Source organism: Pseudomonas sp. BTN1, from assembly GCF_001907715.1.
In the GTDB taxonomy this organism is placed as follows: domain Bacteria; phylum Pseudomonadota; class Gammaproteobacteria; order Pseudomonadales; family Pseudomonadaceae; genus Aquipseudomonas; species Aquipseudomonas paracarnis.
On record NZ_MPBM01000022.1, the window covers coordinates 38,521 to 52,057 of the forward strand.

The window sequence follows — 13,537 nt, forward strand, 5'->3', positions numbered from 1 at the left end:
TGCGACGTCCAACTAATAAAAACCGATCCATGCATAAGAAAAAGTTGATCCCATGAATTTGAAGTTCCTCGAAACCTTCGTCTGGGTGGCCAAGCTCAAGAGCTTCCGGCTGACGGCCGAGAAGCTGTTCACCACCCAAGCCTCGATCTCCAGCCGCATCGCGGTGCTGGAAAGCGAGCTGGGGGTGAAACTTTTCCTGCGTGATTCGCGTGGCGTGAGCCTGACCCCGGAAGGTTTGAAAGTGCTCGACTATGCCGAGCAGATGATGGTGACCATGCAGGGCTTGAAGCAGTCCCTGGAGACCACCAGCAGCAAGGTTGGGCGCATTCGGATCGGCGCAATGGACACGGTGATCCACACCTGGCTAAGCCCGCTGGTTGCTGAGCTGATGAAGCTGTACCCACTGGTGGAAATCGAGCTGGTCGCCGACACTGCGCTGAACCTCAGCGATCAACTGCAAAAAGGTTTCCTCGACCTGATCCTGCAAACCGACCTGCTGCGCCTGGAAACCGTGCGCAGCCTGGAACTGGCCAGCCACCCCATGGCCTGGATCGTGGCCAGCCAGTCGATTTACAACCGTGACTACGCCTCCCTCGCCGAGCTGGCCCAGGAGCGCATCATCACCTACTCGAAAAACTCTCACCCGCATCAGGACGTGTTGAGTTTGATGCAGGCCAATGGCGTGGCCGCACCGCGCATGAACTGCGTGAACTCGGTGTCAGCGATTACCCGGTTGCTGCGCGATGGCTTCGGTATCGGCGCACTGCCGCCGGTGCTGGTGAGCGAAGAGCTGGAGCGAGGGGAATTGGTGATGCTGCCCATGGCCCAGCGTCTGCCGAACTTGCAGGTGGTGGTGTCGTGGCGTGTGGGGGTGGAGTTGGTGGAGGAGATTGTGGGGTTGTGCCAGAAAGTCGTTGCCCGCTATGCCGAGCAAGTCGGTGCAGAACGCATGCAACTGAATAAACCCGACTGATCGTTCCCACGCTCTGCGTGGGAATGCAGCACAGGGCGCTCTGCGCCCTCACGCGCGACGCGGAGCGTCAGAAAAAGCATTCCCACGCGGAGCGTGGGAACGATCAGTGGGTCGTTAGAGGCCCTTGAGGTCCCGCTCTTCGATGGGCCGGCTCTGGCGCAGGCGCCGGCCGCCCAACACCACCCAGTCGATCAAGCGGTACAGGCACTCGATGCCGAACGACAACAGCATCGCCCCGCCCAGGCCCCAGCCCATGGCTTCAGGCGTCAGCAGAATCTGGTAGCTGTAGCCATTCCAGGTCTCCGAACGGATATCCGGGTCAGCAGCCACCGCCACTTGCAGGGCGCGGATGTACCACGGACCCTGCATGGCCTGGAATTGCTTGTCCAGCTCGAGCTGGCGGTCGAGCATGGCGCCCAGGCTGCTGGCGTCGCTCTGGAACACCGGGTCATCGCTGGCGCGGTAATGCGCCACCAAGGCTTGCATATCACCGTTGAAGAACTGCTGCGCCGTGGACTCGAAACCGCGCAAGCCGGTCTGGGCCTCAATCAAGTGGGCTTCGACGCGCTTGGCGTAGTCATTGATAAACCCCGGCACCTGCACGCCGACCAACAAGCCAACGGCAAACAGCACCAACCGCAGATAGCTAAGCAACATGCTCGATTCCTTACTTGGTAACGCCCTGGCTGACACATTCACCGCGTCGCCACAGGCTCCATTGGCCCGGTTCGTAGCGGGTCCAGTTTTCGTTGTCGGTCAACGGCTCGGTGGCGATCACCGTTACCACGTCATTGGGGGTGGTTTCGGCCTGAAAATCGACGATCACGTCGACATCTTTCAAGCGCGCCGGGCCAAAAGGCGCCCGCCGGGTGATCTGTGCCAGCTTGGTCGAGCAATAGCAGAACAGCCAGTCGCCGTCGCTGAGCAGGCAGTTGAACACGCCCTTGCTGCGGTATTCGGCGCAGGCGGCGATCAGGTCGGGCAGCACCTGTTCGATGTCCACCGGCTCGGGGAAGGCTTCGCGCACACGGTTGAGCAAGTCGCAGAACGCCGCTTCGCTGTCGGTATCGCCCACCGGGCGGTAGAAGGTGGCGCGGGGATCGAAGTCTGCCAGTTGGCCGTTGTGGGCAAAACACCAGTTACGCCCCCACAGCTCGCGCACGAACGGATGGGTATTGGCCAGGCTGACCTTGCCCACATTCGCTTGGCGAATATGGCCGATCACCACTTCGCTCTTGATGGGGTAACGCTGCACCAGCAACGCGACTTCCGACTCGCTACTGGCAGCCGGGTCCTGGAACAGGCGCAGGCCGCGGCCTTCATAGAAGGCAATGCCCCAACCGTCGCGATGCGGGCCAGTGCGCCCACCGCGCTGCATCAGCCCGGTAAAGCTGAACACGATATCGGTGGGGACGTTGGCACTCATGCCCAATAATTCACACATGCCAGGGCTCTCGCTGCAGGGCAAACAACGTTAAAGGCGCGGTTCGACCCGCATACCACCGGCAGGCGCCGGGCGACGGAACGGTTCGTCGTCTTCCGGTTCGGCGGCCAAGGCGGCATCCGCAGCCGCCTTGCGCTCACGGCGAGCGTTGGCGGCGCGTTCGATGGGCCAGCGGATCAGCACAAACACGATGTACAGGGCAAACACGATCATCGTGTACATGAACAGGTCGGAAATGGCGCGCCAGGCGTTGTTGCCGACCTTAAGCACCAAGTCCAGGGCAGTAATGGCCACGGCCGGCGCAAACTGGGTCTTGACCGGGTCGACAATGGTCGGGCTGAGCAGCAACACCGCCATCAGCAATTGCAGGGGCTCGCGCAGCCAGCGCCAGATCCAGCGGGTCATGCGCCACCACACCAACAGGCAGCCCAAAGCGGCGAAGGCGTAAAGGCCCCAAGCGGTCAGATAGTCGTTCTCGGTCATGGTGTCCATGGCAAGGTTGGCAAACAGGCGGCTATGATAACGGCTTTTGCGTGTCGCGGCTGCAATGCCTGCCACCGTCTGCCAGATAGGGAATTATCCATGCCTATTTCCACCGCACCGAATGCCCGCAAGGCCCCAGGCCCAGACCCGTACGCCTGGCTGCAAGAACGCGACAACCCTGAGGTGCTCGACTACCTCAAGGCCGAAAACGACTGGCAGGAAGCCCAACTCGCCGATCAGCAGGCGTTGCGCGAGACCCTGTTCGACGAGATCAAGGGCCGCATTCTGGAAACCGACCTGTCCCTGCCCTCCCCTTGGGGCCCGTATTTGTATTACACCCGCACCACCGCCGGTGACGAGTACGCCCGCCACTACCGCTGCCGCCGCCCGGCCGATGACAGCAACCAGGTGGACGCCAGCAGCGAAGAACTGTTGCTGGACCCGAACGTCTTGGCCAATGGCGGCTTTTTTTCCCTGGGCGCGTTCAGCATCAGCCCCGATCACCAACGCCTGGCCTATAGCCTCGATACCAGCGGCGAAGAGATTTACACCCTGTTCGTGAAGGAATTGGCGACCGACAAGGTCAGCGAACTGGCGTTCGAAAACTGCGATGGCAGCATGACCTGGGCCAATGACAGCCTGACCCTGTTTTTCGGTGAGCTGGACGACACCCATCGCCCGCACAAACTGTATCGCTATCGCCTGGACGGCACCGCAGCGCAGGAAGTGTTCCACGAGCCAGACGGCCGTTTCTTCCTGCATTGCTACCGCTCAAGCTCCGAACGCCAACTGTTGCTGGCCCTGGGCAGCAAGACCACCAGCGAAGTCTGGGCGCTGGACGCCGAGCAACCGCACCTGGCCTTCACCTGCCTGGCGCCACGGGTCGAAGACCACGAATACGACGTCGACCACGGCAAGCGCAATGGCCAGTGGACCTGGTTTATCCGCAGCAACCGCGACGGCATCAACCATGCGCTGTACGTGGCCGCCGACACCGGCACGCCGCCCACCGAAGCCGACTGGCAGAACCTGATCCCCCACAGCGACGAGGTCATGCTCGACGGCGTGAGCCTGAACGCCAACGCCATGACCTTGAGCCTGCGCATTGGTGGCCTGCCGGTTATCGAAGTACACCCCGAGAACGTGCCGGCCTATCGGGTGCAATTGCCTGACGCCGCCTACAGCCTCTACGTACAGAACAGCCTCGAGTTTCCCAGCGACAAGATCCGCCTGCGCTATGAGGCCTTGAATCGCCCGGCCCAAGTGCGCCAGCTCGAGCTGGCGACAGGCGTACAGGTCGTGCTCAAGGAAACCCCGGTGCTGGGCGTCTTCAACGCCGACGATTACGTCAGCCAACGCCTGTGGGCCACTTCTGCCGATGGCACCCAGGTACCCATCAGCCTGGTGGTCAAGCGTGACCAGCTCGGCAAGCCGACGCCCCTGTACCTGTATGGCTACGGTGCCTACGGCTCAAGCCTGGACCCGTGGTTCTCCCATGCGCGCCTGAGCTTGCTCGACCGCGGGGTGGCGTTTGCCATCGCCCATGTGCGCGGCGGCGGTGAGCTGGGTGAGGCCTGGTATCGCAGCGGCAAGCAGGAACACAAGCAGAACACCTTCAGCGACTTTATCGCCTGCGCCGAACATTTGATCGCCGAGGGCCTGACCACCTCCCCACAACTGGCGATCAGCGGCGGCAGTGCCGGCGGCCTGCTGATCGGCGCGGTGCTCAACCAGCGTCCGGAATTGTTCCAGGCGGCGATTGCGGAAGTGCCGTTCGTCGATGTGCTCAATACCATGCTCGACCCGGAACTGCCGCTGACCATCACCGAGTACGACGAATGGGGCAACCCCGAGGAACCCGAAGTGTATGCGCGCATCAAGGCCTACGCGCCCTACGAGAACGTCCGTGCCCAGGCTTACCCGGCCACGCTGGTGATCGCCGGCTATAACGACAGCCGCGTGCAGTACTGGGAAGCCGCCAAGTGGGTGGCCAAGCTGCGGGATACCAAGACAGACGACAACCTGCTGCTGCTCAAGACCGAGCTGGGTGCCGGCCATGGCGGCATGAGCGGGCGCTATCAGGGCTTACGTGACGTGGCCCTCGAATATGCCTTTGTGTTCAAGGCCCTCGGTCTGGTCTAACCGCCCGGCGTTTTCGGCTTGCTGTCGTTTTGCTGCAGGCCAGGGACCGTCTGGTCCTTGGGCGGCGCCGGCAGCACGATGGGCGCCAGCGGTGGCGAGCCATTATGGGTCTTGGGCGCAACGGGCGGCGTGACTTGCGGGTACAACGTGGGCGTTGGCGTGCCCGGCGCGCCTGGGGTTGGCGCGGGCGCGACCGGTACGGTTTGTAACTCCTGAGCCTGCGCGGTACCCAATGCGAGCGCGCTCAACACAATGACCGTTAGAATGCTGCACTTCATCGATGGCTCCATGGCCTGACCGGAATGCCCTAAGGCTACTCCCAACCGCGCAAGAATGCCCTTCCCAATGAGATTTCCATGAAACGTTTCGTTCTGCTGGACACCACCCCAATCCCCGACAACGGCGGCGCCTTGTGCCTGTTCGAATACGGCAAGGACTTTGTCATCAAGATCCAGGGCGGTGACGGTGGCCAGTTGATGAACACGCGCATGCACGGCTCCGAAGATGCCCTGGCGGAGATTCCCTGCCGCAAAGTGGCCGGGCGCCCGGGTTCGCGGGTGCTGATCGGCGGCCTGGGCATGGGCTTTACCCTGGCCGCGGCGCTCAAGCATTTGGGCAAGAGCGCCGAAGTGGTGGTGGCCGAACTGGTGCCCGGCGTCGTGGAGTGGAACCGGGGGCCGCTGGGAGAGAAATCCGGACGCCCGCTGCTGGACCCGCGCACCGTGGTCCGCCAGGAAGACGTGGCCAAGGTACTGCAGGCCGAGCCCCAAGGCTTTGACGCGATCATGCTCGACGTCGACAACGGCCCTGAAGGGCTCACGCAAAAAGCTAACAGTTGGTTGTACTCGGCCAGTGGCCTGGCCGCGTGTGCCAAGGCCCTGCGCCCCAAGGGCGTGCTGGCCGTGTGGTCGGCCAGCGCCGACAAGCTGTTCAGTGACAAACTGCGCAAGGCCGGCTTCAAGGCCGAAGAAGTGCAAGTATTTGCCCATGGCAACAAGGGTACGCGGCATACCATCTGGATTGCAGAGAAGCTCAAGGGCTGATCGCGGTTGATTCAATCGCGCCAATCCCCTGTGGGAGCAGCTAGAATCAACCTTGTCCGTGAACCACCCAATAATAGCCAGGAGCCATGATGAGCTCGAACAACCCGCCCTCCCACACCGCCAAGCTGGACCGCATCCTTGCCGATGCCCAGCGCGACCGCGAAATGGGCTACCGCGATAAAGCCTTGAAGATGTACCCCCACGTGTGTGGCCGCTGCGCCCGTGAATTTGCCGGCAAGCGCTTGAGTGAACTGACCGTTCACCACCGCAACCACAACCATGATGACAACCCCCAGGACGGTTCCAACTGGGAGTTGCTGTGCCTGTACTGCCACGACAACGAACACTCGCGCTACACCGACCAGCAGTACTTCGGCGAAGGCTCCACCAGCAGCCCGAGCATTGCCAAGGCGACGCACAACCCGTTTGCGGCGTTGGCGGGGTTGATGAAGAAGGACAACTGAAGCTCTGGGCTGACTGTCCTGGCCCCTTCGCGAGCAAGCCCGCTCCCACATTTGAATGTGTTCACAAATTAAAATGTGGGAGCGGGCTTGCTCGCGAAGGCGGCGGCTGCAACAACACATAACTTGTTCCCGACCGCAGTCTCACATTCCCCGTATAATCGCCGTTTTTCTCAAGGCACCCTTCCCCGTGGGCAATAAACGCTACAGTTGCATCGGTCTGTACAACCCCAAATCCCCCGAAAACGTCGGCTCGGTGATGCGTGCCGCCGGCTGTTACGGCGTGGCCTCGGTGTTCTACACCGGCGTGCGTTACGAGCGCGCCCGGGATTTCATCACCGACACCAAGAAGGTGCACCACGATATCCCGCTGATCGGCATCGACGACCTGAAAAAGATCCTGCCCTTAGGCTGCATCCCGGTCGCCGTGGAATTGGTCGACGGCGCCCGCCCGTTGCCTGAATACACCCACCCCGACCGCGCGCTGTATATCTTCGGCCCCGAAGACGGCTCCCTGGACAAAGAGATCCGCGACTGGTGCGAGGACGTGGTGTATATCCCCACCACCGGCTGCATGAACCTGGCGGCCACGGTCAACGTGGTGCTCTATGACCGCCTGGCCAAGGGCAACAACACCCGTTCGGGCCCCAAGTACTGACATTGCGGGAACATCCGGCACATGCGCGCAGTCAGCTAGTAACACTTGCCCTTGTTGGAGACTGATCATGAGCGACAGCAAAACCTTGCGACCTATCATCGAAGCCACGCCGTTGAAGCCTCAACCCACCCAGAACGTGCATGGCTGGGAGCGCATCGGCTCGGTGGCCGGCGGGGTAATGATGGTGGGTAAAGGCTTGCGCCGTGGTGGGATTTTCGGCTTGATCCAGGTGGCGATTGGTGGCGTGGCACTGGCCCGTGGCTTTACCGGGCACAGTTCGCTCAAGGACAAACTGGAACAGGGCCGCCAGGAAATGAACAGCGTGCGCACGAAAATCGAGCGCGCCGGGGAAGAGTTGAAGAACCTGAAGACCAAGGCTGAAGTGGCAGCTGAAAAGGCGGTGAAACCTAAAGCCTGACCTGAGACTTGGACATGCTGGAGATTCAAATGTGGGAGGAGGCTTGCCCCCTCCCACATTTGAATTGCACAGGGCTAAGGATCAGCGCAGAAGTTTGCTGTCCAGTACCACCGAAGACTCACCAATCACACTCTCGGCCAACTGCACGAACTCTTTGGTGTTGATGCTGTTCACCCGCATCACTGCCTGCGCCAGATCGTCCAGGGAGCGCTTGTTGTGGGTCTTCACGCGGATCTCACGGTCCAGTTCCTGCAATACCACCACCGAACGCGCCAGCGTCGCGCCGTTGACGTGCTCGCCTTTGAGGGTGCTGACGTCTTTGCCTTCTTTGGTCAGCCGTGCCTGGATCGCCGCATAGCGCTCATCGGTAATACCGCCGGCACGCCGCATCAACTCGATTGCGTAGTACTCGCCCAAGCCCTCGCTGATCCAGTCACTGCTGTCGTGGTCATTAAAGCGCCCGATGGCCTGCACCACTTCGCGCAGCAACGGGCTGCTGCCATTTTCGCCAACCAGCGGCGTGCGGCTGTTGAGGTAGATCGAATCGCGTAACGAATAAGCGCCCCGCCGCATCGGGTCACTGGCACCGACAATCAACAGTTTGCCAGGATGGCGCGGGAACGCGGCCTCCACCTGGGGCCAGACAAACGTCAGTAACGTCAGCACGTCCATGCGGCGCATCCCCTGGCCCTTGGGCGAGGCCACGGTGACGTCGGTATCACCCAGGCGCAGGCGGCGGCTGCCGAGGTTGCCCGCCAGCATCCAGCCGGTGGGGCGGTCGAACAGGCGGGACACGTTGTCGATGCGGAATTTGTTCTGGCCGATGCGCGGCCAGGCGGTTTCGACGCTCTTCCAACCCGTCGGCAGTTCAAACATCAGGCGTGAGACCAGTTCGACGCCGTCTTGCTGGTCGAGACGGGCGGCCGGCACCAGGTCTTCGCCGCGCAGTAACGCCCAGCCGGGCGTGATGCGTGTGTCATACACGCCGGGCTTGCGCGCATGGGCCAGGCGCACGCGGTAGGTCAGGCTGGCCTTGTCGGCACTGGGTTGCCACAGGCCACGGTTGCCCGTGATTTGCCACTGGCCATCGGCCTTGAAGTCGCTGTAGTCACCGTCGCGGCCCAGGTCGAAGTTCAGGCTGCGCACCGCCGCGCCTTGGGACAGGCTGACGCGCACCTCGGCCTGCTGGCTTTGGGGCAACAGCTTGACGTGGTAATCCAGGTCGACTTTCTTCGCGCACCAGCCCGGCCCGCTCAGCGCCAGCACGACCAGGCCCGCTGCCCACTTGGCGGCCACCTTCATACACACTCCTCGTTCAACCCGCGCGGAAAATCAGGTAATCCTCCCAGTCGTCCTCGGGCACGCTGCCTTCGCTGAGCATGCGCCCGGACTGGGAAATGCGTTCGTGGTGCACCGCGTCACGGTCGCCGCAGACCAGGTGATGCCACAGCGGCAAGTCCTTGCGCTCGCTGACCAGGCGGTAACCGCAGGTCGGCGGCAACCATTTGAACTGATCGGCCTGGCCCGGCGTGAGCTGGATGCAATCAGGCACCGAGGCACGGCGGTTGGGGTAATCGGTGCACTGGCAGGTTTTCAGGTCGAGCAGTTTGCAGGCGATACGCGTGTAATAGACGCTGTTGTCGTCCTCATCCTCGAGCTTTTGCAGGCAGCACAGGCCACAGCCGTCGCACAAGGACTCCCACTCCTCTTGGTCGAGGTGCTCAAGGGTTTTGCGTATCCAGAAAGGTTCGACTTTGGCGGCCATGGCTCTGCATCAGTATCGGAAGGTGAAAAGGCCGCCAGTCTAGTGCCCAAGCCCGTTGGGGCCAAGCGCTTACGACTGACGGTGTTGCAAGACTTGTCAGGCCTGGGTGCGCGCAGTAGTTTTGAATCCCGGTTTTTTCATCAGGGTCTGTCCATGAGCAATAACCCCCGCGTTGTCGATTATCCGATCCACACCCAATTTACCGAGCGCTGGTCGCCCCGCGCCTTTACCGGCGAGAGCATCCCGCAGGAGACGCTGCTGAGTTTCTTCGAAGCGGCACGCTGGGCACCTTCGGCCTACAACTCGCAGCCGTGGCGGTTTCTGTATGCGCGCCGTGACACGCCGGATTGGGAGCGTTTCCTGGGCCTGCTGAATGAATTCAACCGCAATTGGGCGCAGCATGCGTCGGCTCTGGTCATTATCGCGTCGAAAACCGACTTCATCGCCCCCGGCGCCACAGAAGAAACCCCGGCGCTGTGGCACACCTTCGACACCGGCTCGGCCTGGGGCCACCTGGCGCTGCAAGCCAGCCTCAGTGGCTGGCACACCCACGGCATGGCCGGCTTCGATCAGGAACTGACCCGCAAGGAGCTGAAGATTCCCCAGGGTTATGCGCTGCATGCGGCCGTGGCGGTGGGCAAGCTGGGTGACAAGTCGAGTTTGCCGGAGTACCTGCAAGGGCGCGAAATGCCGAGCCCGCGCAAGCCGTTGAGCGAGCTGGTGTCCGAGGGGAACTTCAGTCTCTAAGCATCGCCCTCTCATCCTCTGTAGGAGCGAGCTTGCTCGCGAAGAACGTCAACGATGACGCGCACTTTCTGAATAAGCGCGGCGCCTGTGAGTTTTTCGCGAGCAAGCTCGCTCCTACATGAGGCCATCGGGCAAGCTCTTCAGTAACCGCGCTCGAAATCCACTTCCCCGCGCAGCGCTTGCTTGGCCTGATACGCCCGCAGGTTCTGCACAAACAACGCCACCATCATCGGCGGCGAGGTCGGGGCCGAGCTGTGCCCGGTCAACAGCAAACCCCACGCCGTCCAGAACGGATGGCGTTGGGGCAAGGGCTCCTGGCGGCACACGTCGATCACCGCGCCGGCCAGGTGCCCTTCTTTGAGCGCCTCGACCAGGTCGGCGTCCACCACCGCCACGCCGCGTCCGACGTTGATAAACAAACCGGTGGGTTTGAATTGCTTGAACAGCGCCGCGTCGTACAGGTCATGGGTATCAGGCGTGTTGGGCAGCAGGTTGATCACGTAATCCACCTCCCCCACCAGCCGGCCCAACTGGTCCAGCCCCGCCACTTCGATAAACGGTGCCTGCTCGCGGGCCTGGCTGGCGATGCCATATAACTGCACGCCGAACGGCAGCAGAAACTCGGCCACGCTCTGGCCAATGTCACCGGTGCCGACGATCAGCGCCTTACGCCCCGCCAGGCTCTGGCCCATGCGGTTATCCCATTTGCGCTCCACCTGGCTGACCAACCGCGCCAGCACTTCGCGCTCGTGGCCCAGCATGTAGGTGAGGACAAACTCGGCCATGACCTGGCCAAAAATGCCTACCGCGCGGGTCAGCCGATAGTCGCGTGGCAAGCCGTCGGCCAGCAGTGGCGTGATGCCCGCCCACGTCGATTGCAGCCATTGCGGATGATGGCCCTGGCGCAGCAGGGTCGCCAACAGATCGGGCTGGCCCAGCCACACCGGACAGTCGGCGGCCAGGCGCGAGAGTTCGGCCGAATCGCCGCTGGTCAGCACTTCGAGGTCTGGGGCGGCGTCCCTGAGCAATTGGGCGTAGAGCGGATGATCCTGTTCAGCAATCAGAACACGCATGGTTCAAACCTTTGAAAAAACAGTGCAGACGGCCGCCCGCATCCTTACGGCCACCGTCCTCTAATACGATTCCATTGAAACTGTGCCCTGAGCCGGGCACGGGTCGATCACATCGGGTCGTTGCGGCGCAGCAGCTCTTCGGGCAAGTGCTCGATGTACTCGTCCTCAGCTGGCGGCATTTGTAGGTGGTAGCCCTGCTTGTCGAGGTTTTCCAGCACCACGGTGATGTCTTCGCGCGACAGCTTGCGCTCAGGCGTCAGCACCATGTCAAAGGCGTGATGCGCCTTGCCGAAGGCTTCCATCAACGGCTCGGGTACGCGCTCCAGGGCATCGCTTTTGAGCACATAGAGGTACATGCCGTCTTTTTTCTTGCTGCGGTAGATGGAGCAAATACGTTTCAAGGCTGTTCTCCGGCATTGGCCAGGCTGTCGAGCAACGCCTGGCCCATCAACTCGCGGCGCCAGCCACGCAGCGAGTCTGGCAATTGGTAAGGCCCATCGGGGTAGCCACTTTTAACCAGGGCTTCGAGGGTTTTCTTGCGCAGCATCAGTTCCGGCGCCATGTCCAGGCGCTCGGCGAAAGTTTGGCCCAAAGCCCGCAGTTGCTTGATCAACGCGGCAGCGTCCACGGGTAACGGCTCAGCCACGGCAGGCGGCCATTGGTCCATGGGCACGCTACCGGTGCGTTTGATCAGGTCCAGCAAAAACTGGCCGTCCTGGCGCACGGTGCGCGGGTGCATGTCTTCGATCTTGCCCAGGGCGGCGAGGTTATCCGGCTGGGATTTGGCCAGGGGCCACAACGAGTGTTCGCGAATAATACGGTTGCGCGGCAAGTCGCGAGCACGGGCCTGCTGCTCGCGCCAGGCGCACAGTTCACGCAACACCGCGAGTTGGGCACGGGACAATTTCCACGCCAGCTTGGCGTCGCGGTACACCTCGTAGGGGTCGATCTCGCGGCGCAGGTTGGCCACCAATTCGGCGCCGTCTTCCAGTACCCAGGCGTATTTGTCATCCGACAGTTGCGGGCGCAGACGGGTGTAAACCTCGGCCAGGTGCACCGCGTCTTCGGCGGCGTAGCTGATCTGCGTCTCCGACAATGGCCGCTGCAGCCAGTCGGAGCGGGTTTCACCCTTGGGCAACTCGATATTCAACACCGCCTGCACCAGGCGCGAGTAGCCCATGGAAAAACCGAGGTTGAGGTAGGCCGCTGCCAATTGGGTGTCGAACAATGGCACCGGCAAGCTACCGGTCAGGCGCGACAGCACTTCCAGGTCTTCACTGCAGGCGTGCACCACCTTGATCACCGCTGGGTTCTCCAGCAAGGCGGCCAAGGGTTGCCAATTGTCGATGGTCAGGGGGTCGATCAGGTAAGCGCGCACGCCATCACCGATCTGGATCAGCCCGGCAATAGGGTAAAAGGTGTCGACCCGCATGAATTCGGTGTCGAGGGCGACGAATGGCAACTGCTGCCATTCGGCGCAATGCTGGCCGAGGCTATCGTTGTCGCAGATCCAGTGAATATCGATGGCCACACGGCTCTCCCTTGAAGAATGGCGCGCAGTATATATCGCGAAAGGGGCTTGCGAGCATCCGCAGTGCACACGCCATCATGAAAACTCCGACAGGAGATGAAGAATAGTCCGACAAAGGGGCGTTATCCTCTCTTACGCAAAACGTAGACGCACCATCGCCGCGAGCCCGGCAGGAACTCTTGGTAATTGAGGATTTTGAAGCCGGCTTGCCGAAACTCGCTCTCTACGGGCGTGCCCACGTTCACGGCAACAATCACCGTGTCGCGGCTGACGCGGTGAAACTCGTGCAATAACATGAGCCGCGCATCACTGTCGGGCACATGGCGAAACAAATCCAGGCAAAAAATGCAGTCCACCGCATTCGCCGAAAGGCCAATGGAAAACGCCGAGCCCTGGAATGTTTTGACACGCTTGAGCAACCCGCCGGGGTGATGGGTGCGCGCGTGATCGAGCATCGCCTGGGAGTTGTCCGAGGCCAGTATCACGCGGTTGACATGTTCGGCCAGCACCGGCCAGAAGCGCCCGGAACCGCACGCCAGGTCGAGGATAAGCCCTGGCTCCCCCGCCACCTTCAGGGCTTGGCGTACCAACCGCGCATCGCGCCACGCCGACAGGCGCTGCAACAGCCTGGGCGGACGCGGGTCGCCACAGCCCCTGGCATGCTCACGGTCATAGCGCTCGGTGAATTCGGTCTCGATGGAGGATGGAGGTTGTGGCGACATCGCGGGCTCATGTGAATGAAACGGTAGTAAACGACCTTGATTCGCAGCTTAACCGCCGCAACGTGAAAAAAAGGTCG

At 61.9% G+C, this 13,537-nt stretch carries 17 protein-coding genes; 7 read left to right on the forward strand and 10 right to left on the reverse strand.

Annotated features, from left to right (window positions below; all coding sequences use genetic code 11):
* Positions 1 to 52 precede the first annotated feature (52 nt).
* Complete coding sequence (locus BMH52_RS09825; RefSeq protein WP_003189619.1) at positions 53 to 973, forward strand: LysR family transcriptional regulator; 921 nt, start codon at positions 53 to 55, stop codon at positions 971 to 973.
* A 114-nt stretch (positions 974 to 1,087) separates the two neighbouring features.
* Here the strand turns inward: BMH52_RS09825 and BMH52_RS09830 are convergent, their stop codons facing one another.
* Genes BMH52_RS09830 through BMH52_RS09840 form a run of 3 tightly spaced genes read right to left on the reverse strand, consistent with a single transcriptional unit; the run spans position 1,088 to position 2,975 of the window.
* A complete protein-coding gene (locus BMH52_RS09830) occupies positions 1,088 to 1,630 on the reverse strand; it encodes a DUF2937 family protein (protein ID WP_014717492.1) in 543 nt (180 codons plus the stop codon).
* A 10-nt stretch (positions 1,631 to 1,640) separates the two neighbouring features.
* Positions 1,641 to 2,417, reverse strand: a complete 777-nt coding sequence (locus tag BMH52_RS09835; protein WP_014717491.1) for a class II glutamine amidotransferase — start codon at positions 2,415 to 2,417, stop codon at positions 1,641 to 1,643.
* Positions 2,418 to 2,447: 30 nt separating this feature from the next.
* Positions 2,448 to 2,975 (reverse strand): hypothetical protein, encoded by a 528-nt coding sequence (locus BMH52_RS09840; RefSeq protein ID WP_019818257.1) that lies wholly within the window; start codon positions 2,973 to 2,975, stop codon positions 2,448 to 2,450.
* Between the two features lie 24 nt (positions 2,976 to 2,999).
* On the opposite strand from BMH52_RS09840, the gene BMH52_RS09845 reads away from it, so the two are divergent.
* Complete coding sequence (locus BMH52_RS09845; RefSeq protein ID WP_073843523.1) at positions 3,000 to 5,042, forward strand: S9 family peptidase; 2,043 nt, start codon at positions 3,000 to 3,002, stop codon at positions 5,040 to 5,042.
* Here the strand turns inward: BMH52_RS09845 and BMH52_RS09850 are convergent.
* Positions 5,039 to 5,320, reverse strand: coding sequence for a hypothetical protein (locus BMH52_RS09850; RefSeq protein WP_014717488.1), 282 nt, complete (start codon positions 5,318 to 5,320; stop codon positions 5,039 to 5,041). The genes BMH52_RS09845 and BMH52_RS09850 overlap by 4 nt on opposite strands.
* Positions 5,321 to 5,398: 78 nt before the next feature.
* On the opposite strand from BMH52_RS09850, the gene BMH52_RS09855 reads away from it, so the two are divergent.
* The 4 genes from BMH52_RS09855 to BMH52_RS09870 all read left to right on the forward strand — a co-directional run bounded on the left by BMH52_RS09855 (position 5,399) and on the right by BMH52_RS09870 (position 7,622).
* Entirely contained in the window at positions 5,399 to 6,085 is a 687-nt protein-coding gene (locus BMH52_RS09855; protein WP_073843525.1) for a spermidine synthase, read from the forward strand.
* 89 nt (positions 6,086 to 6,174) lie between these two features.
* Entirely contained in the window at positions 6,175 to 6,549 is a 375-nt protein-coding gene (locus tag BMH52_RS09860) for a YajD family HNH nuclease (protein WP_072434368.1), read from the forward strand.
* A gap of 187 nt (positions 6,550 to 6,736) precedes the next feature.
* Entirely contained in the window at positions 6,737 to 7,204 is a 468-nt protein-coding gene (locus BMH52_RS09865) for an RNA methyltransferase (protein WP_014717486.1), read from the forward strand.
* Positions 7,205 to 7,271: 67 nt separating this feature from the next.
* Positions 7,272 to 7,622 carry a DUF2892 domain-containing protein gene (locus BMH52_RS09870; RefSeq protein WP_019818260.1) on the forward strand — a complete coding sequence of 117 codons (351 nt, stop codon included), beginning with the start codon at positions 7,272 to 7,274 and terminating at the stop codon, positions 7,620 to 7,622.
* 81 nt (positions 7,623 to 7,703) lie between these two features.
* On the opposite strand, the gene BMH52_RS09875 is transcribed toward BMH52_RS09870, so the two are convergent.
* Together BMH52_RS09875 and BMH52_RS09880 are read right to left on the reverse strand one after the other, a co-directional pair.
* A complete protein-coding gene (locus BMH52_RS09875; RefSeq protein ID WP_014717484.1) occupies positions 7,704 to 8,924 on the reverse strand; it encodes a hypothetical protein in 1,221 nt (406 codons plus the stop codon).
* A 13-nt stretch (positions 8,925 to 8,937) separates the two neighbouring features.
* Positions 8,938 to 9,387: a YcgN family cysteine cluster protein gene (locus BMH52_RS09880; RefSeq protein WP_003172524.1), complete on the reverse strand. Its 450-nt coding sequence runs from the start codon at positions 9,385 to 9,387 to the stop codon at positions 8,938 to 8,940.
* Between the two features lie 153 nt (positions 9,388 to 9,540).
* Between BMH52_RS09880 and BMH52_RS09885 the strand changes: the two genes are divergently transcribed.
* Positions 9,541 to 10,134: a nitroreductase family protein gene (locus BMH52_RS09885; RefSeq protein ID WP_073843527.1), complete on the forward strand. Its 594-nt coding sequence runs from the start codon at positions 9,541 to 9,543 to the stop codon at positions 10,132 to 10,134.
* A 140-nt stretch (positions 10,135 to 10,274) separates the two neighbouring features.
* Here BMH52_RS09885 and BMH52_RS09895 read toward each other — a convergent pair whose 3' ends face one another.
* From BMH52_RS09895 to BMH52_RS09910, 4 genes are all read right to left on the reverse strand, one after another.
* Positions 10,275 to 11,207 (reverse strand): D-2-hydroxyacid dehydrogenase, encoded by a 933-nt coding sequence (locus tag BMH52_RS09895; protein ID WP_019818262.1) that lies wholly within the window; start codon positions 11,205 to 11,207, stop codon positions 10,275 to 10,277.
* Positions 11,208 to 11,314: 107 nt separating this feature from the next.
* Positions 11,315 to 11,608, reverse strand: coding sequence for a YcgL domain-containing protein (locus tag BMH52_RS09900; protein WP_014717482.1), 294 nt, complete (start codon positions 11,606 to 11,608; stop codon positions 11,315 to 11,317).
* Positions 11,605 to 12,738, reverse strand: a complete 1,134-nt coding sequence (gene rnd / locus BMH52_RS09905; RefSeq protein ID WP_073843531.1) for a ribonuclease D — start codon at positions 12,736 to 12,738, stop codon at positions 11,605 to 11,607. The genes BMH52_RS09900 and rnd overlap by 4 nt, the downstream gene beginning before the upstream one ends.
* A 122-nt stretch (positions 12,739 to 12,860) precedes the next feature.
* A complete protein-coding gene (locus BMH52_RS09910) occupies positions 12,861 to 13,460 on the reverse strand; it encodes a class I SAM-dependent methyltransferase (RefSeq protein WP_014717480.1) in 600 nt (199 codons plus the stop codon).
* Positions 13,461 to 13,537 lie beyond the last annotated feature (77 nt).

What these genes read in the sequence shown, in the direction of transcription:
- BMH52_RS09825 (WP_003189619.1), top strand. Translation starts at nt 53, where the DNA reads ATGAATTTGAAGTTCCTCGAAACCTTCGTCTGGGTGGCCAAGCTCAAG.
- BMH52_RS09830 (WP_014717492.1), bottom strand. Translation starts at nt 1,630, where the DNA reads ATGTTGCTTAGCTATCTGCGGTTGGTGCTGTTTGCCGTTGGCTTGTTG.
- BMH52_RS09835 (WP_014717491.1), bottom strand. Translation starts at nt 2,417, where the DNA reads ATGTGTGAATTATTGGGCATGAGTGCCAACGTCCCCACCGATATCGTG.
- BMH52_RS09845 (WP_073843523.1), top strand. Translation starts at nt 3,000, where the DNA reads ATGCCTATTTCCACCGCACCGAATGCCCGCAAGGCCCCAGGCCCAGAC.
- BMH52_RS09850 (WP_014717488.1), bottom strand. Translation starts at nt 5,320, where the DNA reads ATGAAGTGCAGCATTCTAACGGTCATTGTGTTGAGCGCGCTCGCATTG.
- BMH52_RS09855 (WP_073843525.1), top strand. Translation starts at nt 5,399, where the DNA reads ATGAAACGTTTCGTTCTGCTGGACACCACCCCAATCCCCGACAACGGC.
- BMH52_RS09860 (WP_072434368.1), top strand. Translation starts at nt 6,175, where the DNA reads ATGAGCTCGAACAACCCGCCCTCCCACACCGCCAAGCTGGACCGCATC.
- BMH52_RS09870 (WP_019818260.1), top strand. Translation starts at nt 7,272, where the DNA reads ATGAGCGACAGCAAAACCTTGCGACCTATCATCGAAGCCACGCCGTTG.
- BMH52_RS09875 (WP_014717484.1), bottom strand. Translation starts at nt 8,924, where the DNA reads ATGAAGGTGGCCGCCAAGTGGGCAGCGGGCCTGGTCGTGCTGGCGCTG.
- BMH52_RS09880 (WP_003172524.1), bottom strand. Translation starts at nt 9,387, where the DNA reads ATGGCCGCCAAAGTCGAACCTTTCTGGATACGCAAAACCCTTGAGCAC.
- BMH52_RS09885 (WP_073843527.1), top strand. Translation starts at nt 9,541, where the DNA reads ATGAGCAATAACCCCCGCGTTGTCGATTATCCGATCCACACCCAATTT.
- BMH52_RS09895 (WP_019818262.1), bottom strand. Translation starts at nt 11,207, where the DNA reads ATGCGTGTTCTGATTGCTGAACAGGATCATCCGCTCTACGCCCAATTG.
- BMH52_RS09910 (WP_014717480.1), bottom strand. Translation starts at nt 13,460, where the DNA reads ATGTCGCCACAACCTCCATCCTCCATCGAGACCGAATTCACCGAGCGC.